The organism is Ruegeria sp. AF1 (assembly GCF_056542125.1).
In genome coordinates this window covers 175,481-201,494 of record NZ_JBQFZG010000004.1, presented here as the reverse complement: position 1 = coordinate 201,494, position 26,014 = coordinate 175,481, and the positions used below count along the sequence as shown (strand labels likewise).

Sequence of the window (26,014 nt, the reverse complement as noted above, 5' to 3'; positions counted from 1 at the left end):
TGAATCCCATTCCGTACCATCCGGGCGTACCAAAGTGAGTGGTGTGTTCAGCTAGTCAATGGGCAGCCCTCTAGCATGAGACTTCCCAAAAATCTGCTTAAGATTAACCTTAACGGCATCTGGGCAGAGTTTGGCCGATGACGCTCGGGCATCTGCGGCAGGAAAATGCCGTCTCAGGCTGATGTCTGAACACCAACACGTGTGCGGCATGGGCCAAACATGGCCGCCAGCGCCAGGATCAGCCCGGACATCGTTGCGATCATCCCTGCCGCACTGACCGCATCCGCTGCGCCCAGCCACAGGGGCCCGTATCCTGCCAGCACATACCCTGTCACGGCAGAGGTTATAGCGATCACGACGCTCCAGCCAATCTGCGCCTCAAGCCGGTTGGTCAGCATCCGCGCGGCTGCCGGAGGGCAGATAAACATCGCGATCACGATGATCGAGCCTACCGCGTCAAAAGCGGCAACCGCCGCGATAGCGGCAGTGATGACGAGCGCCATGCCCAGAAGTCCCGTGCGAATACCAATCGTGCGGGCGAAACCTTCGTCAAAGGTGGATATTTTCAGCGGTCGCCAGAACAGCCATGTAAACAGCATCACACCCACCAGTGTCAGCGCAATACGGGGCAGTTCCGGGGGCAATCCGGCAAGGGCCTGAGCGTCCAGCAGCGAGGACCACCCGGTCGCGTCCAGCCAGATCAGGCTTTCGAGATTGCCGTAAAGCGCATGTTCCACATCCAGATGCACGGTTGACGTATCCGTCTGCTCAAGCAGCAGGACGCCTGCCGCGAACATGGTGGTAAAAACCACGCCCATGGCGGCCCCGGGTTCGATCTGCCCCAGTCGGCGAATCGCCTCGATCAGGACCACGGCCAGAACCGCGGCCCCGGCCGCGCCCAACATCATCGGCCAGGTGGATATGGCCCCTGTCAGCAGGAACGCGACAACGATACCCGGCAGCACTACATGGCTGATCGCATCGCCGATCAGCGCCTGTTTTCGCAACACAAGAAAGTTGCCGGGCAAGGCACAGGCGATGGCCGCAAATGTTCCGATCAGCAGCGGCGTCAGAGACAGCGGGACGAATTCTTCACCACTCATGCCGGTATCCCTTGCGGTCCGCCAATCTGGCGGTCGATCTCATCAATCTGGTCCCGTGTCAGAACGGTTTCGATATCGCGCAACCCGTCATAGAGCGCAGCTGTCGCCTCGTGCGCCTGATCGGCACGCACGATTTCCCATCGCTTTTCATCCCGCAGGGCTTTGGCCGCGCGGGCCTTGCCGGTGTCCGTCGCCACGCCATCCGCCCGGACCAGCCCGGCACGCCGCAGCAAACGCAAGGTCAGGGGCTCATAGATCTTCTGCCCTTGCGCCATCGCCAGAAGCCCCTGACGAATATGCACTCGGCGCTGAAACCGCAGATGCCGCAGCACTGCCGCCAGAACGCCGCGCATCGGGGCGAAGAAGAGGGAGGCGAGGAAAAAGGCAAAGCTGACCAGCACGATAATCGGGCCGGTTGGAAGATTGGGCGCAGATGCGGATATGGCAGCGCCGATATATCCGGCCAGACCACCGGCCAGCCCGGCCAACAGAACAACGCGTTCCGAGCGGTCAGACCAGAACCGGGCGGTCACTGCCGGAATGATCAGTAAAGCCACGATCAGGATCAGGCCGACGATTTTCAGGCCGACCACGGTCACGGCCATGACCAGCCCCATCATGGCCAGATCGATACGATGCACCGGCAACCCGCGCGCCGCTGCATATTCGGGGTCGAATGCGACAAGGGTCATCGGACGGCGGATGATCAGCACCAGAGCCAAGGTCAAGGCGCCACCAAGTGCGATGATCACCGCATCGGCCCACAGCATTCCGGCGGTCGAACCCAACAGGAAACCTTCCAGCCCGGCCTGACGGCCAACCCCCATGGTTTGGATGACCGTCAGCAGCACGATCCCAAAGCCGAAGAACACAGACAGGATCGCACCGATCGCGGCGTCCTCAGCCAGGCGGGTACGCCGTGTCAGCCAGTTCATGCACAACAGACCAACCCAGGCTGAAATTGCGGACCCAACCAGCAGGCCCGGCAGGTTGCGCCCGTCCCCGCCCAGAGCGACCAGCACCATGAATGCGATACAGACGCCCGGCAGGGTTGCATGGCTGATTGCGTCGCTGACAAGGGCGCGCTTGCGCAGAAACAGGAATGTCCCCGTTACGCCCGCCGACACGCCCAGCAATGTCGCACCGATGGCTACCAGCGTGGCGTTATAGCCAAGCTGAAGGGTCAGAGCATCCCAAAGCATGAGTTATCCCAGCGCGCGTGAAATCTGATCGATCTGGGCCGTTGCCAACCTGCCACCATAGGCCGATTGCAGCGTTTCCGCAGTGAAAGCCTCGGCCACTGAACCCTCGGCCACCTTGCGGGTGTTGATCAGGAAAACGTGGTCGAAATAGTCGGTCACGGTGGCCAGATCGTGATGCACGACAACGACTGTCTTACTGGCCTCTTTCAGTGATTTCAGCACCGCGATGATGGCTTTTTCGGTGGCGGCGTCGACACCGGCAAACGGCTCGTCCAGTAGATACAGATCAGCATCCTGAGCCAGAGCACGAGCCAGAAACACACGCTGTTGCTGGCCACCGGACAGCTGGCCAATCTGGCGATCCGCGAAATCGCGCATTCCGACACGGTTCAGGCAATCCATCGCACGGGCCTTGTGGCGCGCGCGCAAGCGGCCCAACAGGCCCAGTTCACGCGACAGACCCATCAGAACCACGTCGATCACCCGTGTCGGGAAATCCCAGTCCACACTGGCACGTTGGGGAACATAGGCGACACGTGCGCGTTGCGAATTCAGCGGCTGACCAAATACTGTCACCTGCCCCGACAATGGCGTAACGATGCCCAGCGCCGCCTTGAGCAGCGTTGATTTTCCAGCGCCGTTTGGCCCGATAATGGCGGTCATCGCGCCGGGCGTAACCGTCATATCAACCGAAAAGACCGCAGGTTTCTGTCCGTAGGAAACCGTCAGCCCCCGCACAGCCAGAGGGCTGTTATCCAGGTTTTGTTCCTGGACCGTCACACCTTCGTTGCTGATCAGCCCCAGCATCTCTCAGAACCCCGCTGACAGTTTGCCGTTCATGCCGCGATCGGGAACTTCTCCGCCCAATGCGCCTGCGATAACGGTGATATTGTGGTCCAGCATCCCGATATAAGTGCCTTCATAGGTGCCATCCTCGCCCATGGCATCCGAGAACAACTCGCCCCCGACCTTCACCTCGTGCCCTTTGGCTGCGGCCCCTTCGATCAGCGCGCGGATCGACCGGTCAGAAACCGAGCTTTCGACGAAGACCGCCGTGATCCTGCGATCAACCAACAGGTCAACCAGCTCTCCGATCCGGTTCAGGCCCGCCTCGGATTGGGTCGAGATGCCCTGAATGCCCAGAACCTCGAACCCGAAACTTTCACCGAAATAACCAAAGGCGTCGTGGGCGGTGACCAGAACCTTGTTGTGATCCGGTACGGTGGACAGGATATTCTCGGCATAGGCCGTCAGACGGTCTATGTCGGCCAGATGGGCTTGTGCATTCGCGGCAAAAACCTCGGCTGCTTCGGGGCGTGCCTCGGTCAGGGCGCGCTGCACCTCCACAACAACCTCGCGCCACAGCACGGGCGTCATCCATAGATGCGGATCATACTTGTCGGCATAATTGTCGTGCGCGCGCAGCCTGGACTTGTCTACGCCTTCTGCAACCGCAATAACGGTCCGTTTCCGCTCAAGATCATGAAAGAAGTCTTCCATTTGCGCTTCGAGATACAGGCCGTGCCACAGAACCAGGTCTGCTCGGGTCATCGCCACAATATCGCTGCGCGTCTGGCGATAGGCATGGGGATCAACGCCGGGGCCCATAAGCCCTCTGACCTCAACCAGATCACCACCGACCTGACGCGCCGCATCTGCAATCATGCCCGTTGTGGCCACCACTTTCAGCGGTGCCCCGGCAAACGCCATGGCTGGCACCGAAAGGGCCAGAGCCAAAAGTGCAAGGTAATGCCGACGAATCATTTCCAACCTCGATTTGGATGCGCGTTGGATCAAATATGAGAACCATTCGCAACTAAGTCAACGCTAATGAGAATTATTCGCAAGAAAACCTCTGTTATTTGTCCAAATGGTCAAAAATATTCGATCATTGCGCCGGAACGCCTTCCATTCCCGAGCCACCCGTGCGATTTTGTCGCAAACCTCCCAAAGGACGTAACCATGGATACGCAGAGCTCAGAAAGCCCCGTGCGCACCGCGCATCTGCCGCAAGTAACCGAACCCCGGAACCCCGGAATGGAACTGGATCTGGACTGGGTGCGCGCCGTTCAGGCCAATACTTCCGCGATTGAACGCCGTGCGGCCACATTGCCGGGCCGCCGTTCGGTCAAGAAGGAATATCAGGCTGCGTGGCTGCTGAAAGCCATCACGATGATCGACCTGACCACGCTGTCGGGCGATGATACGGTGGGCCGTGTGCGCCGCTTGTGTGCGAAGGCCCGTCAGCCGGTTGCGCCTTCGGTTCTTCAGGCTCTGGACATGCCGCCGATCACGACAGGGGCGGTTTGCGTCTATCACGATATGATCGAAACCGCTGTGGACGCCTTGAAAGGCACTGGCATTCCGGTCGCTGCTGTGTCCACCGGCTTTCCCGCCGGCCTGTCCCCGTTCCATCTGCGCGTGGCCGAGATCGAGGAAAGCGTGAAAGCCGGGGCCGAGGAAATCGACATCGTGATCTCGCGCCGTCATGTGCTGTCAGGTGACTGGCAGGCCCTGTATGATGAGATGAAGGCGTTCCGCGTGGCTTGTGGCGATGCCCATGTCAAAGCCATTCTTGCGACCGGAGAATTGGGCAGCTTGCGCAATGTCGCGCGCGCCTCGCTGGTCTGCATGATGGCCGGGGCGGATTTCATCAAGACCTCGACAGGCAAGGAAAGCGTCAACGCCACCCTGCCCGTGTCGCTGGTAATGATCCGCGCGATCCGCGATTACTATGACCGCACCGGATACCGGGTCGGGTATAAACCTGCGGGTGGTATTTCGAAAGCCAAGGACGCGCTGGTTTATCTGTCGCTGATCAAGGACGAACTGGGCGACCGCTGGCTGGAACCGGATCTGTTCCGCTTTGGCGCCTCGTCGTTGCTGGGCGATATCGAGCGGCAGTTGGAACACTATGTGACCGGAGCCTATTCGGCTGGTTACAGGCATTCGATGGGCTGAGCCCGTGGATATGTCTGGACAGTGAGTATTTGGGAAAAGATGAAGTCATGACAGTCAAAGAGATTTTTGAGACCATGGAATACGGCCCCGCCCCCGAAAGCGCCGCCGAGGCGCTGGCCTGGCTGGTCGATCAAGGCGACAAGTTCGGACACTATATCGATGGTGCGTTCACCAAGCCTGGCAAAGGGTTTGACAGCCGCAACCCTGCGACCGGGGAGGTTCTGGCGAAACTGACGCAGGCCAAGCAGGCCGACGTGGACGCCGCTGTAGCCGCCGCGCGCAAGGCTCAGCCGAATTGGGAGAAACTGGGCGGCGCGGGCCGTGCGCGGTATCTCTATGCAATTGCGCGCCTGCTGCAAAAGCATTCGCGTTTGTTTGCGGTACTGGAAAGCCTCGACAACGGCAAACCGATCCGGGAATCGCGTGACATCGATATTCCGCTCGCGCAGCGGCATTTCTATTATCACGCCGGCATGGCGCAGCTGATGGAAAGCGAGCTGCCCGACGCCGAAGCGCTGGGTGTGTGCGGTCAGATCATTCCGTGGAACTTCCCCTTGCTGATGTTGGCGTGGAAGATCGCGCCTGCGCTGGCGATGGGGAATACGGTGGTTCTGAAACCGGCTGAATATACCTCGCTGACGGCGCTGTTGTTTGCCGATATCTGCACACAGGCCGGTCTGCCGAAAGGTGTCGTCAACATCGTCACCGGAGACGGTGCCGTGGGTGAGATGATCGTGGCCTCGGACGTGGACAAGATTGCCTTTACCGGCTCGACCGTTGTGGGCCGTCGCATCCGTGAGGCCACCGCCGGGTCAGGCAAGGAACTGACATTGGAACTGGGTGGCAAATCCGCTTACATCGTCTTTGATGACGCCGATATCGACTCTGCCATCGAAGGGCTGGTGGATGCGATCTGGTTCAATCAGGGTCAGGTCTGTTGTGCGGGCTCGCGCCTGCTGGTGCAGGAAGGCATCGCCGACCGTTTCCACGACAAGCTGCGCGCCCGGATGGACACGCTGCGCGTCGGCAATCCGCTGGATAAATGCATCGACGTGGGCGCGGTTGTAGACCCGGTTCAGTTGCAGACCATCAAAGGAATGGTCGAAAGCAACACTGCGGGCCGTGTGCACCAAGCCGCCTGCGATCTTCCCGCAAACGGCTGCTACTACCCGCCAACACTGATCTCGGGGCTCGAGACCTCGGACCCGTTGATGCAGGAAGAGATCTTTGGTCCGGTTCTGGTGTCTTCGACCTTCCGCACACCGGAAGAGGCGGTCGAGCTGGCCAACAACACCCGGTATGGTCTGGCGGCGACCGTCTGGACCGAGAATGTGAACCTTGCGCTGGATATTGCGCCCAAGCTGGTTGCGGGCGTGGTTTGGGTGAACGCCACCAATCTGTTTGACGCTGCTGCCGGGTTCGGTGGGGTCCGCGAAAGCGGCTTTGGCCGCGAAGGCGGCTGGGAAGGGCTGGCCGCCTATACCAAACCCAAGGGCAAGGCCAAGCCGCTGGCAAAGGTCGAGGCAGCCATGGGCGAAGGGGGCCCGGTCGACCCCATCGACCGCACCGCCAAGATGTATGTCGGCGGCAAGCAGGCGCGGCCCGATGGTGGTTATTCGAAACCGATTTGGGGCAAGTCCGGCCTGCTGGGCCATGTGGGTCTTGCCAACCGCAAGGACGTCCGCAACGCGGTCGAGGCTGCGGCAGGTGCCAAAGGGTGGTCCAGGACCACCGGCCATCTGCGGGCCCAGATCCTGTATTACATCGGAGAAAACCTTTCGGCCCGCGCCGATGAATTCGCGGCGCGGATCGACGCCATGACCGGCAGGAAAGACGGCGCGAAAGAAGTTGAGGCCTCGATCCAGCGCCTGTTTACTGCCGCGGCATGGGCCGACAAATATGACGGTCAGGTGCATGGCGTTCCGATCCGGGGCGTGGCCATCGCCATGAAGGAACCCGTTGGCGTGATCGGCGCGCTTTGCGCGGATGAGGCACCGCTGCTGGGTCTGGTCTCGGCTATGGCGCCTGCGATTGCGATGGGCAACCGGACGGTTCTGGTGGCCAGCGAGCCCTACCCGCTTGCAGCGACGGATTTCTACCAGATCCTTGAGACTTCGGACGTGCCCGCTGGTGTGGTCAACATCCTGACCGGTAGTCATGCCGAGCTGGCGAAACCGCTGGCCTCGCATCTGAATGTCGACGCTGTCTGGTCGTTCTCGTCCACTGACCTGTCGAAAGAGATCGAGGTCGTTTCAGCCGGGAACCTGAAACGGACCTGGGTCAATAACGCGACGGCATTTGATTGGAGCATGGACCATTCCCGCCGCTTCCTTCAGGCTGCAACCGAAGTGAAAAACATCTGGGTGCCCTACGGCGAGTAGGGCTCCCTGCCAAGGGAGGCCTAAATGGATTTCTCAGGAAAAACCGTCATCGTGATTGGCGGAACCAGCGGTATCAATCGCGGCATTGCCGAGGCTTTTGCGGCCTCGGGCGCCAAACTGGCCGTGGCCAGCCGGTCGCAGGAAAAGGTCGATGACACCATCGCTGCGCTGAAGGCCGCGGGCGCACAGGATTCGATTGGGGCTGCGTTTGATGTGCGCGATGCCGACGCTGTGGCGGCGGGACTGAAGCAGTTCCATGACGCCTTCGGGGATTTCGATGTGCTGATCTCGGGCGCGGCGGGCAATTTCCCGGCGCTGGCATCCGAAATGTCAGTCAACGCGTTCAAGACCGTGATCGATATCGACTTGATGGGCACGATCCACGTGATGAAGGGGGCCTATCCGTTCCTCAAACGCCCCGGTGCCAGCATCATCAATATCTCGGCCCCGCAATCCTATCTGCCGTATGAGGGCCAGTCCCATGTCTGCGCCGCCAAGGCGGGAGTCGACCAGATCACCCGCACCTTGTCAATGGAATGGGGTGTCGAGGGGATAAGGGTGAATTCGGTTGTGCCGGGGTTCATCGAAGGCACCGAAGGTGCGAGACGCCTTGCGCCCACCCAAAACGCCCACGAAGAACTTCGCCGGGACGTGCCGTTGGGCCGCTGGGGTCAGCCGCAGGACGTGGCCAATGCCTGCCTGTTCCTCAGCTCGGATCTGGCCAGTTATATCAGCGGCACGGTTCTGGCCGTGGACGGGGCACTCTATCAGCGCGGATCGGGCAAGTTCGGGCAGATGATGGGCGATATGCTGCGGAGTATGAAAAAGAGGTGAGCCGCAACTCACCCCTTGCAGTTCAGTTGGTAGTTTCCAGACCGACCGGCTTTCCAACAACAGTGAAATGCAGGCCGTCCGGGTCCAACAGTTCGGATGCAACGCGGTTCACGTCTTCCAGTGTGACCGCGTTCACCTTGTCATTGCGGGTGGCGATATAGTCGATGGGCAATCCCTCCATCTGCATCCCCACCATGATCCCGGCAATCTGTCCGTTGCCGTCAAAGCGCAGCGGATAAGCGCCGGTCAGATAGGTTTTGGCATCGTCCAGTTCCTTCTGCGTCACCCCTTCGGTGGCGGCGCGCGCCCATTCGTTTCGAATAACCTCTATCGCCTCGGCAATGCGGTCATTGGCCGATGACACCGACCCCAGGTAAACCGAGGCCAGATCCTTGGGCACAAGATAGGTTCCAACCCCATAGGTCAGGCCACGCTTTTCGCGCACCTCCTGCATCAGACGGCTTTCGAACCCGCCACCGCCAAGGATGTGGTTCAGGATATAGGCGGCAAAGAAATCAGGATCGTCCCGATCTATTCCGGCATGGCCAAACAGCGCCACGGATTGCGGGGTGTCAAACTCGACAACACTGATCCCGCCGGGGATGGTCACGTTGGCCTTGCCCGGGATGGGCTTGCCCGTTTCCGGCAGGTCGGCGAGCAACGTGTCAAGCAATGCGCCCAGTTCTTCGGCCGTTATATCGCCGACGGCCCCCACATAAAGGCGATCCTTGGCAAAAACGCTTTCATACGCCGTAACCACATCATCCCGTGTCAGCGCCGAGACACTTTCGATCGTGCCCTTGCCTTCGGAACCGTAAGGGTGATCGCCATAGGCCATCTGGGCAAAGTTGCGGCCTGCAATCTCGTTCGGGTCGGTCTGATCTGATCGCAGCCCGGACAGGATTTGCGCGCGCACACGGTCAACCGCGTCCTGATCAAAGCGCGGTTCGTGAATCGTCTCACGCAGCAGGTCGGAAACCTCATCCCGGTTTTCGGTCAGAAAACGTGCGGAAATCGAAACCGTGTCGTCACCGGCGTTATAGCGGAACGATGCGGCCAGCGCCTCAAGCTCGCGCGCATAGGTCCGCGCGTCCATTTCGCCGGACCCTTCCTCGATCAGCCCGCTCATCAGATAGACCGCGCCGCGCTTGTCCGGGTCGTCCAGCGACGTACCGCCACGGAAGCGCAGCTCAAGCGCGGTAAACGGGATCGAGTGATCCTCGACAAGCCATGCGGTGATCCCGCCGGGCGAGGTTACTTCCTCGATCTCGATCTCGGCCAAAGCGGGCAGAGCAACCAGACAGGTAATCAGCGTTGCGAGAAACCGTTTCATTGCGTCACCTCATCATCGCGCATCAGCCAGCCGGTGACCGACGCCTTGGGTTGCAGAACGTCGCGGGCGGCGGCGATGATTTCGTCTCCGGTCACGGTCTGAAGGATATCAGGCCATGCCTGCACGTCCTGTATTGTCAGGCCGCTGGTCAGAGCGCGCCCATAGCGGTTGCCGATCCCGTCCACATTGTCCCGTGCATAGGTCTGCGCGGCCCGCAACTGCATCTTGATGCGGTTCAGATCGTCCTCGTCGACACCTTCGGCAATGAAATCGGCCACGGCCTGGTCCATGGCATCCTCGGCCTCTTGCAGGGAAACCCCTTCGGCGGGAACGACCAGCAGGTCGAATGTTGTGTCGTCCAGCGAGACGTCACGATAGAACGCCCCGGTATAAACAGCCATTTTCTGATCGAATTGCAGCTTTTCGTTCAGGTAAGAGGTCGTGCTGCCCCCCAGAAGTTCCGCCAACAGAAACAGGGCTGCCGCCTTTTCCTGATCGCCCGGATCGCGTTCCGGCGCCAGGTAACTGCGCTGGACGTAGGGCTGCGCCACGCGAGGGTCCTTAAAAGTCAGACGGCGTTCGGCGGTTTGCGGGGGTTCCTGCGACCGGACCCGTTCCGGCAAATCCGCATTGGCGGGAATCACACCGTAATACTGATCGGCCAGAGTGCGGACCTCGGCGGGATCAACGTCTCCGGTGACAACCAGAATGGCGTTATTGGGCGCGTAGTGGGTCTGGTAGAATGACAGCGCGTCTTCCAGTTCCAGTTCTTCCATCTCGTGCTTCCAGCCGATGATCGGCACGCCATAACGGTGATTGAGGTATTGTGCTGCGCTCATCTGTTCGCCGAACAGGGCGCGCGGGTTGTTCTCGGTGCGCTGGTTGCGTTCTTCAAGGATCACATCGCGCTCGGTCACGATATCTTCTTCGCTCAGGCGAATGTTCCGCATCCGGTCCGATTCCATGCGCATCATCAGCTCAAGCCGGTCGGCAGCGACGCGCTGGAAATAGGCAGTGTAATCATACGAAGTGAACGCGTTGTCGTTGCCGCCATTGGCCGCGACGGTGGCCGAGAATTCGCCCGGTGCCAAAGTATCTGTGCCCTTGAACAGCAGGTGTTCAAGAAAATGCGCGACACCCGACGACCCGATCGGCTCATCCGCCGATCCGGCGCGGTACCAGACCATGTGCTGCACAACAGGCGCGCGGTGGTCTTCCACCACGACGACATCCATGCCGTTGTCCAAAGTGAATGTGGTGACCGCTTCTTTCCCACCCTCGGCAAAAGCCGGTGTGGTGGCGATCAGGGCAGCCGACAAGGCAAGGGCCCGAACCATGGGGCATCCTCCGTTTCGTTTCTGTCATTCAAACTACGGTGGTGCGGCCCGGGTTCAAGCCCGATGACGGAAAGTTAAGAATTATTCATTCGGCGGCGAGGTTGGAGTCTCGACCCCGGCCCGGCGGGCGGCTTCGGTTTCCGAATACGGATCGATCGACTGGCGTTCGTAGACCTGATTATAGCGGTCGACAGGGAACAGGCGCAGACCGGTCCAGCGGCCTCGACGTTTGCGGAATGCGGCGTCCTCGGCTTCGACCACCTGCCGCGTATCGGGTGACACGCCATAACGGCTGGACGCCGTCACAAGCGCCGCATCCGACGACGGCACACCAGCGTTGGGGTTCAGGGCGGCGGCATTACCACCCAGCGCGACCACCAAATCGGCTTTGGGGGTCGGGTCTGTCAGATTCCCACCACCCGGCGTGGGTGCAGGCAGAAACGCGTAATCCTGAGGCTGGGTCAGCGGCTTGACTGGCAATACCGAAAATTCATCCGGGCCCTGTCCCGGAGGCGCCAGATCCCGCAGTCCGGGATTCGAACATGCCGCGACCGCAGCGGCAACTGTCAGAACAAATATGGCGCGCGGCATCCGCATTGGTGTCTCCAGCCTGTTTCAGGCGCTTTTATCGCAAATCATTCCGCGCGTCACGAGGGCTTTTTGCCGTCAAACAAAACCAGCCCCAGCGCTCCGGCGAATATGAACACATCCGCCAAGTTGAACACAAACGGGTTGTTGATGCCACAGCAGGACATGTTCAGGAAATCCAGTACAAACCCATAGAGGAGCCGGTCGATCACATTCGCAAGCGCTCCGCCGATCAGAAGGCCGCCACAGAGCAACATGAATTTCGAACGCGTCGAACGACCAAGCCAGACAAGAACACCGATACAGATCACCACGGACACACTGATCAGAAACCAGCGTGCGGCCTCAGAGTCGCCCTGAAACAGGCCGAAATTAATGCCTCGATTCTCGCCGTATTTGAACACCAGCAGCGGTGGCAGAACATCGATACCGTCGGGCCGTTCAGCCACGCGCAGGACGTGAACGACCAGATATTTGCTGATCTGGTCGATCGCAAAGGCGGCCAAGGCTGCCCAGAGAAGCAGGCGTGACCGCATCAGTGACGGAAATGACGCATACCGGTGAAGACCATCGCCAGTCCGGCCTCATCGGCTGCGGCAATCACTTCATCGTCGCGCATGGACCCGCCCGGCTGAATGACGCAGGTCGCGCCCGCTTCGGCGGCTTCCATCAACCCGTCGGGGAAGGGGAAAAACGCATCCGATGCCACGGCCGAACCGATGGTCAGCGGCTGCGGCAAGCCCAGCGTTTCAGCCATGCGTTCGGCTTTCTTGGCCGCGATCAGGGCCGAATCCACTCGGCTCATCTGCCCCGCGCCAACACCCACGGTCGCGCCATCCTTGACGTAGACGATGGCGTTGGATTTGACGTGTTTGGCCACTTTCCACGCGAACAACAGGTCACGCATCTGCGCGTCAGTCGGGGCTTTCTTGGTCACGACCTTGAGGTCGTCCATGCCGATAAAGCCGTTATCCTTATCCTGCACCAACAGCCCGCCAGCCACCTGACGGACGGTTTTGCCACCTTCGGTTACATCCGGCAGCGCCTCGGTCGTCAGCAGGCGCAGGTTTTTCTTGGCGGCAAAGATCGCCTTGGCCTCGTCCGAGGCACCGGGGGCAATCACAACCTCGGTGAAGATGCCCGTGATCTCTTGCGCTGTTTCTGCATCCAACGGCTGGTTCAGCGCAACAATGCCACCAAAGGCCGAGGTGCGGTCGCAGTCAAATGCCGCCTTGTACGCCTCGAGAAGGGTGGCACCTGTGGCTACACCGCAAGGGTTGGCGTGTTTGATGATGGCGCAAGCCGCGCCTGTCGCTGGATCAAACTCGGCCACCAGTTCAAAGGCCGCGTCCGTGTCGTTGATGTTGTTATAGCTCAGTTCCTTGCCCTGATGCTGTACGGCGGTGGCGACACCGGGGCGGTTGGTGCCGTCCGTGTAGAACGCTGCCTGCTGGTGGCTGTTTTCGCCATACCGCAGGGTCTGCTTCAACTCACCGGCAAACGCGCGGCGCTTGGGAGCGTCCAGTTGCAGCGCATCCGCCATCCAGTTCGAAACAGCGGCGTCATAGGCCGCTGTTCGGGCATAGGCCTTTTGCGCCAGCCACTGGCGGAAGCCATAGGATGTCTTGCCATAGTTTTCTTCCAGCTGATCCAGCAGGGAGGAATAATCCTCGACATCCACGACCACGTTCACAAAGGCATGGTTTTTTGAGGCCGCGCGGATCATCGCCGGGCCGCCGATGTCGATATTCTCGATACATTCGTCATAGCCCGCGCCCTTGGCGACTGTTGCCTCGAACGGGTAGAGGTTTACGACCAGCAGGTCGATGGCGCCGATGCCATGTTCCTCCATCGCCGCAACATGGGTGTCATTGTCGCGCAGCGCCAGCAACCCGCCATGCACCATCGGGTGCAGCGTCTTGACCCGGCCATCCATCATCTCGGGGAACCCGGTGATTTCGCTGACATCGCGAACCTCAAGCCCTGCATCGCGCAGCGCCTTGGCGGTGCCGCCTGTCGACAACAGTTCGATCCCGCGTTCGGACAGCTCCTTGCCCAGCTCGATCAGCCCGGTCTTGTCGGAAACGGAAAGCAACGCGCGGCGCACGGGATGAAGGTCGGTCATGGGTCCAAAGGTCCTTTTGGCGTCAGTCAAACTTGGGCTCGTCCCGGTGCGTATCGCGCACGGCATAGGCTGTATCCTGCGCCTTGCTCAGCGTCCACCGGATGCGCGTCGCATACTCCATTGCGCGGCCAGATAGAACGATCTGTTTTGTCGCGCGTGGCTTTAAACGGCCTTTTTCAAGGTAAACACTTGGTTCGACAGATAATTTTCCCACGCCATCATGGCGGAAAACCCAGATCTCGCCGCTTTTGAGCGCCATCGACACTGCCGCCCCGCCCAGATCCAGCACCGCGTCAACGTCAGGATGCAGATGAAAACGGATGTCATAGCCAATGCCCTTGAGGCCCGAGGCGTCCAACGCCCTGTCGAACTGACGCTTGGCCTTGTCGGTTGCGGTCAGCAGAATATCCTCGACCGTCAGCTCACGCCCGTCAAAGCGCAATTCGAATGTGCGCGCGTGGGTCAGCCCGAAGACTTTGACATATCCGTCATGCCCGGCCATGAAACGGATGCCTTCGAACGCATCTTCAAAATCGACTGGAACGTCCTGTGGCGCGTCGACCAGCGCCTGACTTTCGCGGCCCGGCAACGGGTTGGCCAACCGCGCGCTCGAGAACCCGTCCAGACACAGGGTTGAGTGAGATGGGGTCGCACGCCCGGCACGGCGCCAATCCAGCCCGAAACTGGCCCCCGATCCACAATTCACGATCAAAGGGCGACGCCCCGAGGTCAGCTCGAACGCCAGCGTGGATGCGTGCGCGTTGAATGAGGCCGCTCCGGAGGGCGGCGCGCTGGCATCCACGATCACCGTGGTGCGTGCTGCGGCCAGGCGGGCATAGCCCATTGGCAGTTCGGTCGCCGCCTTGTGCTTGACGCCACTTTGCGCAAGCGCCTGTTCCAGCCGCCCTTCGACCCCGCGCCCGCCACCGTGAAACCGCGCCAGCGCGCCATCCGCATGGCGCAGACTGCGCAAGGTCGGTGCGATCCGCTTGATCGCCTTGGCCTGCGCGACAGGTGTGCCGCGTCCAAGATCGCTCAGCGCCGCCGACGTCCAGCTGAGCAGCATGAACACCTCAAGCAGCTCTTCCGGGTTGCGTGTTGGAATACCGCCCTTCGCATCCACCTGCCGGTCACACTCACCAGCCAAAGCCCGCAGGGCCGGATCGGCCATCTGCTCCAACCCCTCCAGCGCCAATCCGGCTTGCACAAGACCGGCCAGCGCCTCGAAACGCGGCAACCCGGGCGTCGCGGCCTGCCAGCGTTTGGACAGGAACCATGTTTGCTGCGCCAAAGACCGAAAGAACAGTTTGCTTTGCTTTTCATCTGCCCCGCGCAGCAGAAAAAGCGCATGGTTGATCCAGCGCATCACCCGCCGCCCGGTTAGGTCAGGCACCCAGCCCGGGCCCTGCCCGCGGCCATGCGTCTCGATCCAGCCCCAGACCCAGCGCTGCGCTTTTTCCCGTGCGCGCATATCACCGACAGCGGCCAGATCATCCAGCCATGCAAAACCATGGCGTTCCTCGTCAAAGCCGGCGCTGGGGGCAATGACATCCCACAACGCGGTATCGTCTGCCTCGACCAGATAGCCGGCGAACAAGAGATTCCCCGCAACCAGCTGCCGCCCGCGCGCAAACGAACCAACGGTACGCGGCTGGGGCTGCGCAACAAACCCCGTAGCTGCCTTTTGCCGTTGGCTGAGACGCGCGTAGAAACGGTTCTGCAACCGCATCCACCGACTGGCCATGGTGTCCGAATTTGACATGCGCGTGTTACTCTGCCCCTTGCGCTCTGCTGGCGCTTGAGACCCAACGATAGACCGCGCCGATCGTCAAGTCATCGAAAAGCGTGCACTCAGGCGGATTTGTTCAGGCAGGCGATATAGAACCCGTCCATACCCCCGCGATCGGGCCAGTAGTCGGGCCGCAGACGCAGGCCGCCTTCCTCAGTGATCCAGTTGTCTTCGATGCCGGGTAAGTTCAGAGCGGCGCGATCAACACGCATGTCCGGATACATGCCCAGCGCGTCTTCGATCTGAACCTCGCCCTCATCCGGCAAGAGCGAACAGGTGCAATAGACCAGCCGCCCGCCGGGTTTCAGCAGCGTCCACGCATGGGCCAGCATCTGCGCCTGCAAATCGATCAGTCCGCCAAATTCCGAGCCATCCTTGGCAAAAGGCAAGTCAGGATGCCTGCGGATCGTACCCGTAGCCGAGCAGGGTGCGTCCAGCAAAATTGCGTCGTACTGACCCTGATGGTCCAGCGCGTCACCCACGATGACCTCTGCCTGCAACCCGGTCCGGGCGAGGTTTTCGCGCACGCGTTCGGTGCGCGCCGCGGATACATCCAGCGCCATCACATCCGCCCCCGCCGCAGCAAGTTGCATCGTTTTGCCGCCCGGAGCCGCGCAAAGGTCCAACACCTTTTCGCCCGCCATCGGTGCCAGAACACGCACCGGCAGCGCGGCTGCCGCGTCCTGCACCCACCAATCCCCAGCCTTGTATCCCGGCAAGGCCGAGACCTGACCGGCATCCTGAATACGCACAGACCCGGTAGGCAGCTTTTCGCCCGAAGGGCTTTCCGCCCCCGGCTTCAGGGTAAGGTCCAGCGGTGCGCCCGCGAAATGCGCCTGTTCCATTCCGGCCACCGCTTCGGCACCCCACGCCGCGATCAGCGGATCTCGCAACCACTCCGGCAGGCGCGGGACACGCATTTTCGGCCATGCTTCGGGACCCTCGGACGCGACCTTGCGTAAAACGGCATTCACCAAGCCTTTCAGACGCCCGTGCTTGCGCGAGCGGCTGATGATTTCAACCATGGAGTTCACCACCCCATGCGCAGCTTCCCCGTTGCACAGCTCGACCGCGCCCAGCCGCAGCGCGTTGTGTACGGTCAGGGCGGGTGTTCGGTTCAGGTGATTGTCCAGCAGACGGTCGGCGCGCTCCAGCCCGCGCAGGGTTTCCGAGGCCAGCCGCTGGGCACGCGCACGATCCTCTGGCCCCAACCGATCCAAAGCACCCGCGGCCAGGCATTCAGACAACAGGCGGCCTTCACCCAGAACCTGATCCAACAGATAGATTGCGCTGCGCCGTGCTGCTGTCGCGCTGTTTGTCATGGTACCGCCTTCATGTGACCTGTGCCCGCATTGCCATTGGCGGACGCGGGCGTATATCAAGGCTATGCACGGAAAGGAACCCGATGTCATGAGTGACGACCGCAAAGACCTGCCCCCCGCCGCCCAACGCGCGCTGGCCGAAGCGGAAGAACGCCGCCAAAAAGCCCAGGCCGAAGCCAGGGAAATGCCCAAGGAACTGGGCGGGCGCGATGGGCTGGACCCCGCCCGTTACGGTGATTGGGAAAAGAAAGGCATCGCCATCGATTTCTAGGCCCTCAGCCGCGCAGCGCCTTCAGAAAATCATCGATCAGGGCGCGCTGTTTCCTGGACTGCGCCCTATCTTCGGGCCATGTCAGCCAATACCCGTCCTTGGTTTGCAGCTCTGGCAGCTCTAACCTGCGCAACCGGCCATCCTTTAGATCACCGGACGCCAGCGGAACCGAGCCCAGCACAACCCCCATTCCGCGCCTTGCCGCCGAAACAGCATGTTCCATCGAATCGAAACTGACATGAGATGGCGCGACGTCCCCGTGCCCGTATTTCCGGTTCCACTCGCGCCAGCCCGGACGCTCGCCGCGCAGATCGATCAGGGGGGCACCCCATTCAACGCCCGGCGCGGCCATCGGCACCAGCACCTCGCGCGCGATCAATGCCGCGTCGCGCCCGGTCCACACGCCGCGACCATAGCGGATTTGCAGCCAGGTGCGTTCCTCATCCAGCGACGACCGGCGCGCAACCGAGTCGGTCATCACCCGCACCTCGGGGCGCAGATTTCGGAACACAGGCAGGGCTGGTACAACAAGGGCGTGGATGTTTGATGACAACCCGGCGACCCTGAGTTCGCGTGGCGATTTTCCAAACAGATCCTCAGTGTTGCGTTCCAACGCCAGCAGGCTGTCCTGCACCAGCGGCAGATAGCTTTCGCCTTCGACCGTCAGTGACACGCCGCGCGCCTCGCGCACAAACAGGGACCGGCCCAGCCAAGCCTCAAGATTGCCGATCCTTTGGCTGACGGCGGCCTGCGTCAACCCGAACTCTTTCGCAGCCGCCGAAAACCCGCCAAGCCGCCCAGCGGCTTCGAACACACGCAACCAATCCAGCGGCGGTAATCCGGTCTTATTTTTAGCCATTAGTTTTTCCAAGCCTCAGCCGAAATAAGGATTAATTGTCGTAATGCCACGAACGGCGTATCTGCTCAACCAAAGCTCGCGCCGAACAGGAGACCCCCAATGCTGCGCACCGCCACCCACGACACCTCGATTGTTACAGTCGCGTTCGACACCGGGGCCAAGGCCCGTTTCCACGCCATCTGGCTGCGCGACAACGCGCTGGACGCTGATACCCGCGCGCCGGGCAACGGTCAGCGCCTGATAACCATCGGCGATATTCCTGCCGACATCTCGGTCAGTTCAGCCGAGGTGGTCGCGGGCGACCTGCAAGTCACGTTCCAGCCTGAGGGCAAAATCGTTACCTTCCCGGCGGACTGGTTGGCCGAAAACAGCTACGACCGCGATCATGACATTGCGCTGGGTCGCATCGCCCCCGGCATCACGACCTGGGAAAGTGGCATCGCCGCGCCCAGCGGCGATTGGAACGAGGTCCATGCCAGCCCGGCGGCCAAGCGCAATTGGCTGGCCGCTGTGGCCGAGTTCGGCTTTGCCAAGCTGACCGGCGGCCCGACCGAGCCTGAATCGCTGCTGAAGGTCGCTGACCTGTTCGGCTATGTCCGCGAAACCAATTATGGCCCCTATTTCGAGGTGCGGACCGAGGTGAACCCGACAAACCTTGCCTATACCGGGCTTGGCCTTCAGGCGCATACCGACAACCCCTATCGCGACCCGGTGCCGACCTTGCAAATCCTCTATTGTCTGGAAAACTCGGCTGAAGGTGGGGAGTCCATCGTTGTTGACGGCTTCCGCGCCATCGAAAAACTGCGTGACGCAAACCCCGAAGGCTTTGCCCTGCTGGCCGGATATCCGGCGCGGTTCGAGTACAAGGGCTCGGACGGGGTCTGCCTGCGGTCGCGCCGCCCGATGATCGAGTTGTCACCGGATGGCGAGTTGATCGGCATCCGCTTCAACAACCGCTCTTCCGCCCCCTTTGTGGATGTGCCGTTTGACAAGATGGAGGCTTATTACGCCGCCTATCGCCAATTGGGGGATATCATCGACGATCCGGCGATGGGCGTGTCGTTCAAACTGGAACCGGGGGAAAGCTTTATCGTCGACAACACCCGCGTCCTGCACGCGCGGCTTGGCTATTCCGGGGCCGGATCGCGCTGGTTGCAGGGATGTTACGCCGACAAGGACGGGTTGCTGTCCACACTGGCGGCGATGGAGATGGCGCAGCCGGAGGCGGCAGAATGAAACCTGATTTCTCGACCCTGAACCGGGACAATATCGTTGCTTTCATCGGGAGCATTTTCGAACGCCGCGGCGGTGAAGAGTATCTGGGCGAGCCTGTCACCATGGCCCAGCACATGCTGCAAGGCGCAACCATTGCCGAGCAGAACGGGATGCCCGAGGAAATCATCGTGGGCGCCTTGCTGCACGACATCGGCCATTTCACATCCGAGTTCGGCACCTACCACCCGGATGACACCGAAGACCGTCATCATGAGGACGCGGGCGCCGAGGTACTGGAGCAGTTCTTCCCCTCGGTCATCACCGATTGCTGCCGCTATCACGTGGCAGCCAAGCGGTATCTGTGTGCCACCAAACCCGAGTATTTCAATCGCCTGTCCGCGGCGTCGGTTCACACGTTGGAACTGCAAGGTGGTCCGATGAGCGCCGAAGAAGTTGCCGCGTTCGAAGCCAACCCGAACCTGAAGGAGATCATTCAGGTCCGCTATCTGGATGAGGCCGGCAAACGCGCGGATATGGAAACCCCGGATTTTGCACATTTTGCGCCGATGGTGCAGCGTATGGTCGACAAGCACATGGAGGCCGCATGAACGCCCCGGAATACATCTTTGAAGCCCGCACCAAACCCTCGCTGCCCTGGCACGAGGTTCCCCTGATCCGCGCGACGGACGCCTCGGTCAAAGGCTATGGGTGTCTGGTCGATGATCCCGAAGGGTTCGAGATCGAGATCACCCGCTGGCCACAACAGGGGTGGCGGCCGATCGATGAAGGCACCGGCGACGAAGGCGGCTGGGTCGAAGGCACCTTTCGTGGTGAGTGGAAGGGCGACGTACTTTATGGCGAGAACGAAGCGGTCAATGGCCACTATGTCCTCGGCTGGTCCACCGATCCGCAGCAGGCACAGACAAGTCGCCAAACAGCGCCCCGCGATCAGGTGCTGCTGTGGCACATGAACTACCACCCGGATGGCGGGCAGATGTTCTGGCCGCTCGACAACAAGCCCTTCATCATTCCTGCTGCATTGCCCGGCGACAACCTGACACCAGAAAAGGTGGTGGCGTTCTGGTGCGACGGTTCGCGCGGGCTGTATATCCATCCCGGTATCTGGCACGAGGGGATATTCCCGGTTGAAGACAACCAGCGGTTCCTCGATCGGCAGGGTGCGGTGCACGCCCGCGTCAGCGCTGATATCGGTCAGGAATTTGGCGTCTACCTCGCCTGCCCGCTGCGCGCCGACAAAATCAGGGATTTGTGATCAGAGCCCCCCGATGAGCAGATCGGCTACGCGCGATCCAAATCTGCGTAGCCAGCAGGTACGGTACGAAGAATGCGAAGTTCTGAACCAAATCGAAAGGGCCCGAGAAATCAGGCTCTGACCCCAACCCGCCGGTCAACAGATACCAAACCGTATAATGCACACGGTAGAGCCACGACCCCAGCGCCAGCCAGAACAGCCGCAGACCCCATGCCCAATGGCCAGCACGATCCGCGAATATAGCCATGCGCGCCACCATCAGAGCTGCAGTGAACAGGCAGAGCCCATACAAGAAAAACGCTGCAGACATCATCGGTCCACCGATCGTTCCCCGCAGGGGGATATAGGTCATTCCTGCCAGTCCGGTGATCAAAGCCGACGCAATCAGAGCCACACCCAAGCCGCGGTGAAACCGATTGTATTTCAGCCGAAGCCCTTTCAGCAGTTGCAGCGGCACAAGAGCCACCAACACCGTTCCGGCAAGGATATGCAACATCATCGCCGCATTAGCGACACTCTGGTCATAGGCAAACAAGTAGCTTTTCTGTGCCGCGCTCTCAGACAGCCCGACGCCGATCATGTCAAACCCCTGCGCGACGAAGGGCAGCAGGGTCAGATAGAACAGGACCAGCACCAATCCGGTCATCACACGTGATGTCAGGTTCCGCATACGCCCGAGTGTAACGCCGTCGAGCGGCCCGTCTATGGCTTACAGCCCAAGCACATCCACCATGTCATATTGACCGGGGGATTTGCCCTGCCCCCACAGCGCCGCTTTCAACGCGCCGCGGGCAAAGATGGCGCGGTCGGTGGCCAGATGGCGCAGGACGATGCGTTCTCCGGGGGCGGCGAACAGGACATCATGTTCCCCCACGATGTCGCCGCCGCGAATAGCGTGAAAACCGATATCTCCACGCTTGCGCGCGCCGGTGATGCCGTCCCGACCCCGGTCGGACACGTCCGACAACTCAACGCCACGCCCTTCGGCTGCGGCCTCTCCCAGCATCAAGGCGGTGCCCGAAGGTGCATCTACCTTGTGATGGTGGTGACCTTCGATGATCTCGATATCGAAATCCTCATCCAGCGCAGCTGCGACCTTTTTGGTCAATTGCACCAGAAGGTTGACGCCAAGGCTCATGTTTCCGGCTCGTACGATCACCGCATGGCGCGACGCGGGTTCCAGTGCTGCGATCTGTTCGTCAGACATGCCGGTGGTGCCGATCACATGCACACAGCGCGCCTGCGCCGCCAGCGCAGCGAAGTCCAGTGTCGCCTCGGGCGCGGTGAAGTCGATCACTGCCTGCGCCTGCGCAAAGGCTTCCAGCGGATCGTCGGTGACGGTGACGCCCAGTGCCTGCCCGCCCATGACCGTGCCCACATCCTGACCGATCCAGTCATGGTCCTTGCGTTCGACCACGCCGACCAGACGCGCCTGATCGCTGTCCGTCACGGTCTTGATCAGCATCTGCCCCATACGGCCCGAAGCCCCTGTGATGACGATCCCCGGAATATGGGTCATTGCGCTGGTCCTTTTCGTTAAGTCGGCTCAAAGCCTCCTACCCGGTTCGCGCCCGCTTGGCAAAGCCCCGCTTTGCGCTTAGATCGGGGATTATGGCAAAGAACAAATTCCATGATGGCCCCGGCCCGTCCCAACGGCAGCTGCGTGTCGGCGAACTGATCCGCCGCACCCTGTCCGAAGTTCTGGCGCGCGGAGATGTCCACGACCCCGACCTGAATCGCATGTCGATCACCGTGGGTGAGGTGCGTACCTCGCCCGATCTGAAGATCGCCACCGCCTATGTGCTGCCCCTTGGCGGCAGAGGGCAGGAGGACGTGATCGAACTTCTGGCCCGCAACAAGGGTGAGCTGCGGCGCATGGTCGGCAAGAAAGTCGGCCTGAAATTCGCGCCCGATCTGCGCTTTCGGCTGGATGACACGTTTGACCGTCTGGACGACACCCGCCGCATGTTCGAACAGGACGCGGTGCGCCGCGATCTGGACGAGTGATCCGCACGTTTGTCACATTGGCGACGCTTCTTTGGGCCGCGCAGGCAAGCGCGGTCACTTGTGAAAAGCTGACCCATGAGGACAAACGTTATACGGTTTGCAACGTCGATGCCGCCAATGAAGATCTGCGGCTGTTTCTGAACGGCGAAGACGGTCAGGTATTGGGGCATTTTTCGGCGGTCAACGAAGTGTTGGCCCCGGAAGGCAAACGGCTGGCTTTTGCAATGAACGCGGGCATGTATCACGACGACCGTTCACCCGTTGGCCACTATGTCGAGGACGGGCAGGAACAGATGCGTGTGATCGCCAACCCCGGCCCCGGCAATTTCGGGTTGCTGCCCAATGGCGTGTTCTGCATCCGCAAGGGTCGGGCGGATGTGTTTGAAACGCTTGATTACGTGGATCAGGCCCCCACCTGCCGCTTTGCTACCCAATCCGGTCCAATGCTGGTGATCGACGGAGAACTGCACCCGCGCTTCCTGCCCGATTCGACCTCGCTTTATGTTCGCAATGGGGTCGGCACCAGTTCCGATGGTACGCGAGCGGTGTTTGCGATCTCGGAAGATTATGTCACCTTCCACGAATTCGGGCGTCTGTTCCGCGATGTGCTTGGCACACCAAACGCGCTGTTTTTCGACGGCAATATCTCGCGGATGTATGAGCGGGCCAGCAACCGCTCGGATCTGGGATTCTCGCTGGGGCCTATTGTCGGCGTAGTCGAAGAAATGCCCGCAAATTGACAGCGGCAGAGTGATCCGTTAACTCGCGCGCCTTAGCAAGATTCAAGGTGCATGATGGGACGTAAACGCAAGGGTCGCGACATTTCCGGCTGGCTGGTGGTGGACAAGCCCGCGGGCATGACCTCGACCGCCGTGGTCAACAAGGTGCGTTGGGCGATGGATGCCAAAAAGGCGGGCCATGCGGGCACGCTGGATCCCGAGGCGACCGGCGTTCTGGCAATTGCCTTGGGTGAGGCAACCAAGACCGTTCCCTATATCACCGATGCGTTGAAAGCCTATACCTTCACTGTGCGCCTGGGGCAGGCCACCAACACGGACGATGCCGAGGGCGAAGTAATCGCGCAAAGCGATACGCGCCCCTCGGATGACGATATCAAGCAGGCGCTGACCCGGTTTCTGGGCGATATCATGCAGGTGCCGCCCAAATTCTCGGCGGTGAAGATCGACGGCCAGCGCGCCTATAAACTGGCCCGCGATGGTGAGGACGTGGAGCTGACCGCCCGCCCCCTCTGGGTCGAGGAACTGATCCTTGTCGACCGCCCCGACGAAGATCACGTGCTGCTGGAAATGACCTGCGGCAAAGGCGGCTATGTACGCTCGATTGCCCGCGATCTGGGCGAGGCGCTGGGTTGTCACGCCCACGTCAAGGAACTGCGCCGCATCTGGTCCGGCCCCTTCGAGGCCGAGGACGGGTTAAGCATCGAGCAGATTGACGAAATGGCGAAAACAACCGCGCTGGACGAATATCTGCACCCGCTGGAAACCGGCCTGTCCGACCTGCCCGAACTGAAATGCACTGCCGAGGGGGCAACCCGTCTGCGCAATGGCAATCCGGGCATGGTTCTGGCTGGGGACGTTGAATATGGCGACGAGGCCTGGGCATCGTTCGACGGCAAGGCCGTGGCTGTAGGCATCTATAAATCCGGTGAATTGCACCCTAGCCGGGTGTTCGTCGACTGAGAGCCGTGTTAGGCGAAGGGCATGATCACCCGTTCCCACACCAAGGGCGACGCGCCCTCGACCGCCATCTATTCCGATTGCGAGAAATACCGCTATAGCCTGACCCGCATCTGGGACCCTGAAGGGCGCAAGGCGCTGTTTGTGATGCTGAACCCGTCAACCGCGACCGAGGTGCAGAACGACCCGACGGTGGAACGCTGTGAACGGCGCGCACGCGCGCTTGGGTTCGGCGCGTTTCAGGTCACGAACATCTTTGCCTGGCGCGATACCGACCCGCGCAAGATGCGGGCTGCCGCCGATCCGGTCGGGCCCGGGAACGACGCGGCCATTCTTGACGGTGTGCGATGGGCCGATCAGGTCATCGCGGCCTGGGGTACGCACGGCGCGCATCTGGGACGCGGCCCTGCGGTGGAAACCCTGTTGCGAGGCACCGGCCAATCGCTGTTCCATCTGGGCCTGACCAAAGACGGTCATCCCAAACATCCGCTTTATATCGCATACACGCGTCAGCCTGAGGTCTGGTGACAAAAGATTAACCATTTCAAAGGTTTACCTTTGACCTGGTGACGGGCGACATGGGATACTCCACCCTCGGAGCATCATGCTTTCGGAGGGGTTCAATGTTTCTGGCCGGATTGCTTGGACTGGCCGCCATCGGCGGCGCTGCTTACGCGATGAGCGATTTTCTGATCGAAGAGGACGACACGCCGGATGAAAACCCGGAAGGTGAGCCATCGGCTGAGGTTGATACCGGTGAGTTTCTGGTCATCGGTGAAGGTGTCGAAGACCCGGAAAACGCTAACACCGAACCTTCGCCGGACAGTGGCGAGGCACCCTCCACCGGGACTGTGATCTCGGAATTTGAAGGCGATCTCGTGATTGCCGGTGGCGATGGTTCGGACGTGATTACCGGGCAGAACGGTGTCGATCAGATCAACGGCTACGGCGGGGACGACACGATAAACGGTGCCAAGGGCAACGACGTTCTGCACGGGGGCGACGGCGCGGATGAAATATCGGGCGGGCAGGGAAATGACATCCTGCACGGTGAGGCGGATGGCGACCTTTTGTTCGGAGATGACGGGGATGACGCCCTTTACGGTCACTTTGGTGACGACACTCTGGATGGCGGTGCGGGTGAGGACGAACTGTTTGGCGGTCAGGGCGACGACAGGCTGGACGGCGGCGCAGGGGATGATGCGTTGCAGGGCGGGTTCGGGGATGATGTTCTGAACGGTGGCGAAGGTGAGGATACTGTCTTTGGCGGGGACGGAAACGACTTTGTTTTCGGGATCGAAGAAGGTGCCGCCGAAAGGGATTTCCTGAACGGCGGTGCGGGTGACGATACCATTCTGGCAGGCGGCAAAGACGTGGTGACGGGCGGAGCCGGGGCCGATGATATCGTGCTGAACCCCGGCGACGATCAGGTGACCGTGATGGGTTTTCAACCCGGTGAAGACAAGCTGCTGGTGACGTGGGAGGATGAGACCGACCCGGCAATCGAGGTTGAGGTCGACGCCGAAAACGCCAACCTGACAAGGGTTTTCATAGATGGCCAGGAAGTTGCGCAGGTATATGGTGCCGAAGGGATGACAGCGGCCGACATTCAGCTGATCACCGAAGCCCAGTTGGCGCAATACGGTCAGATGATCTGAGCCCACAGAAACCCTTTGCCATTTGGGTCAAATGCGCTTATACGCGCCCATCCGCATCG

The 26,014-nt window shown here is 60.9% G+C and carries 26 protein-coding genes; 12 read left to right on the top strand and 14 right to left on the bottom strand.

Annotated features, from left to right (window positions below):
* Positions 1–173 precede the first annotated feature (173 nt).
* From ACR0BK_RS09225 to ACR0BK_RS09210, 4 genes are read right to left on the bottom strand one after another with little or no spacing between them, the layout of a single operon-like run.
* Entirely contained in the window at positions 174–1,103 is a 930-nt protein-coding gene (locus ACR0BK_RS09225) for a metal ABC transporter permease (RefSeq protein WP_480474222.1), read from the bottom strand.
* Positions 1,100–2,305 (bottom strand): metal ABC transporter permease, encoded by a 1,206-nt coding sequence (locus ACR0BK_RS09220; RefSeq protein ID WP_480493931.1) that lies wholly within the window; start codon positions 2,303–2,305, stop codon positions 1,100–1,102. The genes ACR0BK_RS09225 and ACR0BK_RS09220 overlap by 4 nt, the downstream gene beginning before the upstream one ends.
* 3 nt (positions 2,306–2,308) lie before the next feature.
* On the bottom strand, positions 2,309–3,112 hold the full coding sequence (locus ACR0BK_RS09215) for a metal ABC transporter ATP-binding protein (RefSeq protein ID WP_480474224.1): 804 nt from the start codon (positions 3,110–3,112) through the stop codon (positions 2,309–2,311).
* A 3-nt stretch (positions 3,113–3,115) separates the two neighbouring features.
* Positions 3,116–4,069: a metal ABC transporter solute-binding protein, Zn/Mn family gene (locus tag ACR0BK_RS09210; RefSeq protein WP_480554420.1), complete on the bottom strand. Its 954-nt coding sequence runs from the start codon at positions 4,067–4,069 to the stop codon at positions 3,116–3,118.
* Positions 4,070–4,267: 198 nt separating this feature from the next.
* On the opposite strand from ACR0BK_RS09210, the gene deoC reads away from it, so the two are divergent.
* The 3 genes from deoC to ACR0BK_RS09195 are packed head-to-tail and all read left to right on the top strand — an operon-like array spanning position 4,268 to position 8,481.
* Positions 4,268–5,266 carry a deoxyribose-phosphate aldolase gene (gene deoC, locus ACR0BK_RS09205; RefSeq protein ID WP_480474226.1) on the top strand — a complete coding sequence of 333 codons (999 nt, stop codon included), beginning with the start codon at positions 4,268–4,270 and terminating at the stop codon, positions 5,264–5,266.
* Between the two features lie 47 nt (positions 5,267–5,313).
* Complete coding sequence (locus ACR0BK_RS09200) at positions 5,314–7,647, top strand: aldehyde dehydrogenase family protein (protein WP_480554418.1); 2,334 nt, start codon at positions 5,314–5,316, stop codon at positions 7,645–7,647.
* 24 nt (positions 7,648–7,671) lie between these two features.
* Positions 7,672–8,481, top strand: coding sequence for an SDR family oxidoreductase (locus ACR0BK_RS09195; protein ID WP_480554417.1), 810 nt, complete (start codon positions 7,672–7,674; stop codon positions 8,479–8,481).
* Positions 8,482–8,503: 22 nt separating this feature from the next.
* On the opposite strand, the gene ACR0BK_RS09190 is transcribed toward ACR0BK_RS09195, so the two are convergent.
* The 7 genes from ACR0BK_RS09190 to ACR0BK_RS09160 form a co-directional block, all read right to left on the bottom strand.
* Entirely contained in the window at positions 8,504–9,814 is a 1,311-nt protein-coding gene (locus ACR0BK_RS09190) for a M16 family metallopeptidase (protein ID WP_480517963.1), read from the bottom strand.
* Complete coding sequence (locus ACR0BK_RS09185) at positions 9,811–11,151, bottom strand: M16 family metallopeptidase (RefSeq protein WP_480554416.1); 1,341 nt, start codon at positions 11,149–11,151, stop codon at positions 9,811–9,813. Before ACR0BK_RS09185 ends, ACR0BK_RS09190 begins: the two co-directional genes overlap by 4 nt.
* 81 nt (positions 11,152–11,232) lie before the next feature.
* Positions 11,233–11,748 carry a DUF3035 domain-containing protein gene (locus tag ACR0BK_RS09180; RefSeq protein WP_480474232.1) on the bottom strand — a complete coding sequence of 172 codons (516 nt, stop codon included), beginning with the start codon at positions 11,746–11,748 and terminating at the stop codon, positions 11,233–11,235.
* 50 nt (positions 11,749–11,798) lie between these two features.
* Positions 11,799–12,275: a signal peptidase II gene (gene lspA, locus ACR0BK_RS09175; protein ID WP_480474233.1), complete on the bottom strand. Its 477-nt coding sequence runs from the start codon at positions 12,273–12,275 to the stop codon at positions 11,799–11,801.
* Positions 12,275–13,864 (bottom strand): bifunctional phosphoribosylaminoimidazolecarboxamide formyltransferase/IMP cyclohydrolase, encoded by a 1,590-nt coding sequence (gene purH / locus ACR0BK_RS09170; protein ID WP_480554414.1) that lies wholly within the window; start codon positions 13,862–13,864, stop codon positions 12,275–12,277. The genes lspA and purH overlap by 1 nt, the downstream gene beginning before the upstream one ends.
* Positions 13,865–13,886: 22 nt before the next feature.
* Positions 13,887–15,626, bottom strand: coding sequence for a heparinase II/III family protein (locus ACR0BK_RS09165; protein WP_480554413.1), 1,740 nt, complete (start codon positions 15,624–15,626; stop codon positions 13,887–13,889).
* A gap of 89 nt (positions 15,627–15,715) precedes the next feature.
* Entirely contained in the window at positions 15,716–16,975 is a 1,260-nt protein-coding gene (locus tag ACR0BK_RS09160; protein WP_480554411.1) for an RsmB/NOP family class I SAM-dependent RNA methyltransferase, read from the bottom strand.
* Between the two features lie 88 nt (positions 16,976–17,063).
* On the opposite strand from ACR0BK_RS09160, the gene ACR0BK_RS09155 reads away from it, so the two are divergent.
* On the top strand, positions 17,064–17,246 hold the full coding sequence (locus ACR0BK_RS09155) for a DUF1674 domain-containing protein (RefSeq protein ID WP_209505084.1): 183 nt from the start codon (positions 17,064–17,066) through the stop codon (positions 17,244–17,246).
* A gap of 4 nt (positions 17,247–17,250) precedes the next feature.
* Here the strand turns inward: ACR0BK_RS09155 and ACR0BK_RS09150 are convergent, their stop codons facing one another.
* On the bottom strand, positions 17,251–18,105 hold the full coding sequence (locus tag ACR0BK_RS09150) for a LysR family transcriptional regulator (RefSeq protein WP_480554409.1): 855 nt from the start codon (positions 18,103–18,105) through the stop codon (positions 17,251–17,253).
* 99 nt (positions 18,106–18,204) lie between these two features.
* Here ACR0BK_RS09150 and tmpA point away from each other — a divergent pair, with 99 nt between their 5' ends.
* Genes tmpA through ACR0BK_RS09135 form a run of 3 tightly spaced genes read left to right on the top strand, consistent with a single transcriptional unit; the run spans position 18,205 to position 20,593 of the window.
* On the top strand, positions 18,205–19,341 hold the full coding sequence (tmpA, locus tag ACR0BK_RS09145) for a 2-trimethylaminoethylphosphonate dioxygenase (protein WP_480554408.1): 1,137 nt from the start codon (positions 18,205–18,207) through the stop codon (positions 19,339–19,341).
* A complete protein-coding gene (tmpB, locus tag ACR0BK_RS09140; RefSeq protein ID WP_209505087.1) occupies positions 19,338–19,928 on the top strand; it encodes a (R)-1-hydroxy-2-trimethylaminoethylphosphonate oxygenase in 591 nt (196 codons plus the stop codon). Before tmpA ends, tmpB begins: the two co-directional genes overlap by 4 nt.
* Positions 19,925–20,593 (top strand): ureidoglycolate lyase, encoded by a 669-nt coding sequence (locus ACR0BK_RS09135; protein WP_480554407.1) that lies wholly within the window; start codon positions 19,925–19,927, stop codon positions 20,591–20,593. Before tmpB ends, ACR0BK_RS09135 begins: the two co-directional genes overlap by 4 nt.
* Here ACR0BK_RS09135 and ACR0BK_RS09130 read toward each other — a convergent pair.
* Together ACR0BK_RS09130 and dapB are read right to left on the bottom strand one after the other, a co-directional pair.
* Positions 20,580–21,263, bottom strand: a complete 684-nt coding sequence (locus ACR0BK_RS09130) for a DUF2306 domain-containing protein (RefSeq protein WP_480554406.1) — start codon at positions 21,261–21,263, stop codon at positions 20,580–20,582. The genes ACR0BK_RS09135 and ACR0BK_RS09130 overlap by 14 nt on opposite strands.
* Positions 21,264–21,302: 39 nt before the next feature.
* Positions 21,303–22,112 (bottom strand): 4-hydroxy-tetrahydrodipicolinate reductase, encoded by an 810-nt coding sequence (dapB, locus tag ACR0BK_RS09125; RefSeq protein WP_480554405.1) that lies wholly within the window; start codon positions 22,110–22,112, stop codon positions 21,303–21,305.
* A gap of 92 nt (positions 22,113–22,204) precedes the next feature.
* Here dapB and rbfA point away from each other — a divergent pair, with 92 nt between their 5' ends.
* The 5 genes from rbfA (at position 22,205) to ACR0BK_RS09100 (ending at position 25,955) form a co-directional block, all read left to right on the top strand.
* Positions 22,205–22,600 (top strand): 30S ribosome-binding factor RbfA, encoded by a 396-nt coding sequence (gene rbfA / locus ACR0BK_RS09120; RefSeq protein WP_209505090.1) that lies wholly within the window; start codon positions 22,205–22,207, stop codon positions 22,598–22,600.
* Positions 22,597–23,340 carry a phosphodiester glycosidase family protein gene (locus ACR0BK_RS09115; RefSeq protein ID WP_480554404.1) on the top strand — a complete coding sequence of 248 codons (744 nt, stop codon included), beginning with the start codon at positions 22,597–22,599 and terminating at the stop codon, positions 23,338–23,340. The genes rbfA and ACR0BK_RS09115 overlap by 4 nt, the downstream gene beginning before the upstream one ends.
* A 54-nt stretch (positions 23,341–23,394) precedes the next feature.
* The gene (gene truB, locus ACR0BK_RS09110; RefSeq protein WP_480554434.1) at positions 23,395–24,300 is read left to right on the top strand and encodes a tRNA pseudouridine(55) synthase TruB; all 906 of its coding nucleotides are present in this window, start codon (positions 23,395–23,397) and stop codon (positions 24,298–24,300) included.
* A gap of 21 nt (positions 24,301–24,321) precedes the next feature.
* The gene (locus ACR0BK_RS09105) at positions 24,322–24,825 is read left to right on the top strand and encodes a DUF1643 domain-containing protein (protein WP_480517980.1); all 504 of its coding nucleotides are present in this window, start codon (positions 24,322–24,324) and stop codon (positions 24,823–24,825) included.
* Positions 24,826–24,920: 95 nt separating this feature from the next.
* Entirely contained in the window at positions 24,921–25,955 is a 1,035-nt protein-coding gene (locus tag ACR0BK_RS09100) for a calcium-binding protein (protein ID WP_480554403.1), read from the top strand.
* Positions 25,956–26,014: the final 59 nt, after the last annotated feature.

Bases quoted from the DNA above. Each gene is read 5' to 3' on its own strand.
- truB (WP_480554434.1), top strand. From the start codon at position 23,395: ATGGGACGTAAACGCAAGGGTCGCGACATTTCCGGCTGGCTGGTGGTG.
- ACR0BK_RS09215 (WP_480474224.1), bottom strand. From the start codon at position 3,112: ATGCTGGGGCTGATCAGCAACGAAGGTGTGACGGTCCAGGAACAAAAC.
- ACR0BK_RS09155 (WP_209505084.1), top strand. From the start codon at position 17,064: ATGAGTGACGACCGCAAAGACCTGCCCCCCGCCGCCCAACGCGCGCTG.
- ACR0BK_RS09220 (WP_480493931.1), bottom strand. From the start codon at position 2,305: ATGCTTTGGGATGCTCTGACCCTTCAGCTTGGCTATAACGCCACGCTG.
- purH (WP_480554414.1), bottom strand. From the start codon at position 13,864: ATGACCGACCTTCATCCCGTGCGCCGCGCGTTGCTTTCCGTTTCCGAC.
- ACR0BK_RS09130 (WP_480554406.1), bottom strand. From the start codon at position 21,263: ATGCGGAACCTGACATCACGTGTGATGACCGGATTGGTGCTGGTCCTG.
- ACR0BK_RS09185 (WP_480554416.1), bottom strand. From the start codon at position 11,151: ATGGTTCGGGCCCTTGCCTTGTCGGCTGCCCTGATCGCCACCACACCG.
- ACR0BK_RS09135 (WP_480554407.1), top strand. From the start codon at position 19,925: ATGAACGCCCCGGAATACATCTTTGAAGCCCGCACCAAACCCTCGCTG.
- rbfA (WP_209505090.1), top strand. From the start codon at position 22,205: ATGGCAAAGAACAAATTCCATGATGGCCCCGGCCCGTCCCAACGGCAG.
- dapB (WP_480554405.1), bottom strand. From the start codon at position 22,112: ATGACCCATATTCCGGGGATCGTCATCACAGGGGCTTCGGGCCGTATG.
- tmpB (WP_209505087.1), top strand. From the start codon at position 19,338: ATGAAACCTGATTTCTCGACCCTGAACCGGGACAATATCGTTGCTTTC.
- ACR0BK_RS09150 (WP_480554409.1), bottom strand. From the start codon at position 18,105: ATGGCTAAAAATAAGACCGGATTACCGCCGCTGGATTGGTTGCGTGTG.
- ACR0BK_RS09100 (WP_480554403.1), top strand. From the start codon at position 24,921: ATGTTTCTGGCCGGATTGCTTGGACTGGCCGCCATCGGCGGCGCTGCT.
- ACR0BK_RS09160 (WP_480554411.1), bottom strand. From the start codon at position 16,975: ATGACAAACAGCGCGACAGCAGCACGGCGCAGCGCAATCTATCTGTTG.
- ACR0BK_RS09210 (WP_480554420.1), bottom strand. From the start codon at position 4,069: ATGATTCGTCGGCATTACCTTGCACTTTTGGCTCTGGCCCTTTCGGTG.
- ACR0BK_RS09225 (WP_480474222.1), bottom strand. From the start codon at position 1,103: ATGAGTGGTGAAGAATTCGTCCCGCTGTCTCTGACGCCGCTGCTGATC.
- ACR0BK_RS09190 (WP_480517963.1), bottom strand. From the start codon at position 9,814: ATGAAACGGTTTCTCGCAACGCTGATTACCTGTCTGGTTGCTCTGCCC.
- deoC (WP_480474226.1), top strand. From the start codon at position 4,268: ATGGATACGCAGAGCTCAGAAAGCCCCGTGCGCACCGCGCATCTGCCG.
- lspA (WP_480474233.1), bottom strand. From the start codon at position 12,275: ATGCGGTCACGCCTGCTTCTCTGGGCAGCCTTGGCCGCCTTTGCGATC.
- ACR0BK_RS09165 (WP_480554413.1), bottom strand. From the start codon at position 15,626: ATGTCAAATTCGGACACCATGGCCAGTCGGTGGATGCGGTTGCAGAAC.
- ACR0BK_RS09195 (WP_480554417.1), top strand. From the start codon at position 7,672: ATGGATTTCTCAGGAAAAACCGTCATCGTGATTGGCGGAACCAGCGGT.
- ACR0BK_RS09200 (WP_480554418.1), top strand. From the start codon at position 5,314: ATGACAGTCAAAGAGATTTTTGAGACCATGGAATACGGCCCCGCCCCC.
- ACR0BK_RS09105 (WP_480517980.1), top strand. From the start codon at position 24,322: ATGATCACCCGTTCCCACACCAAGGGCGACGCGCCCTCGACCGCCATC.
- ACR0BK_RS09180 (WP_480474232.1), bottom strand. From the start codon at position 11,748: ATGCGGATGCCGCGCGCCATATTTGTTCTGACAGTTGCCGCTGCGGTC.
- tmpA (WP_480554408.1), top strand. From the start codon at position 18,205: ATGCTGCGCACCGCCACCCACGACACCTCGATTGTTACAGTCGCGTTC.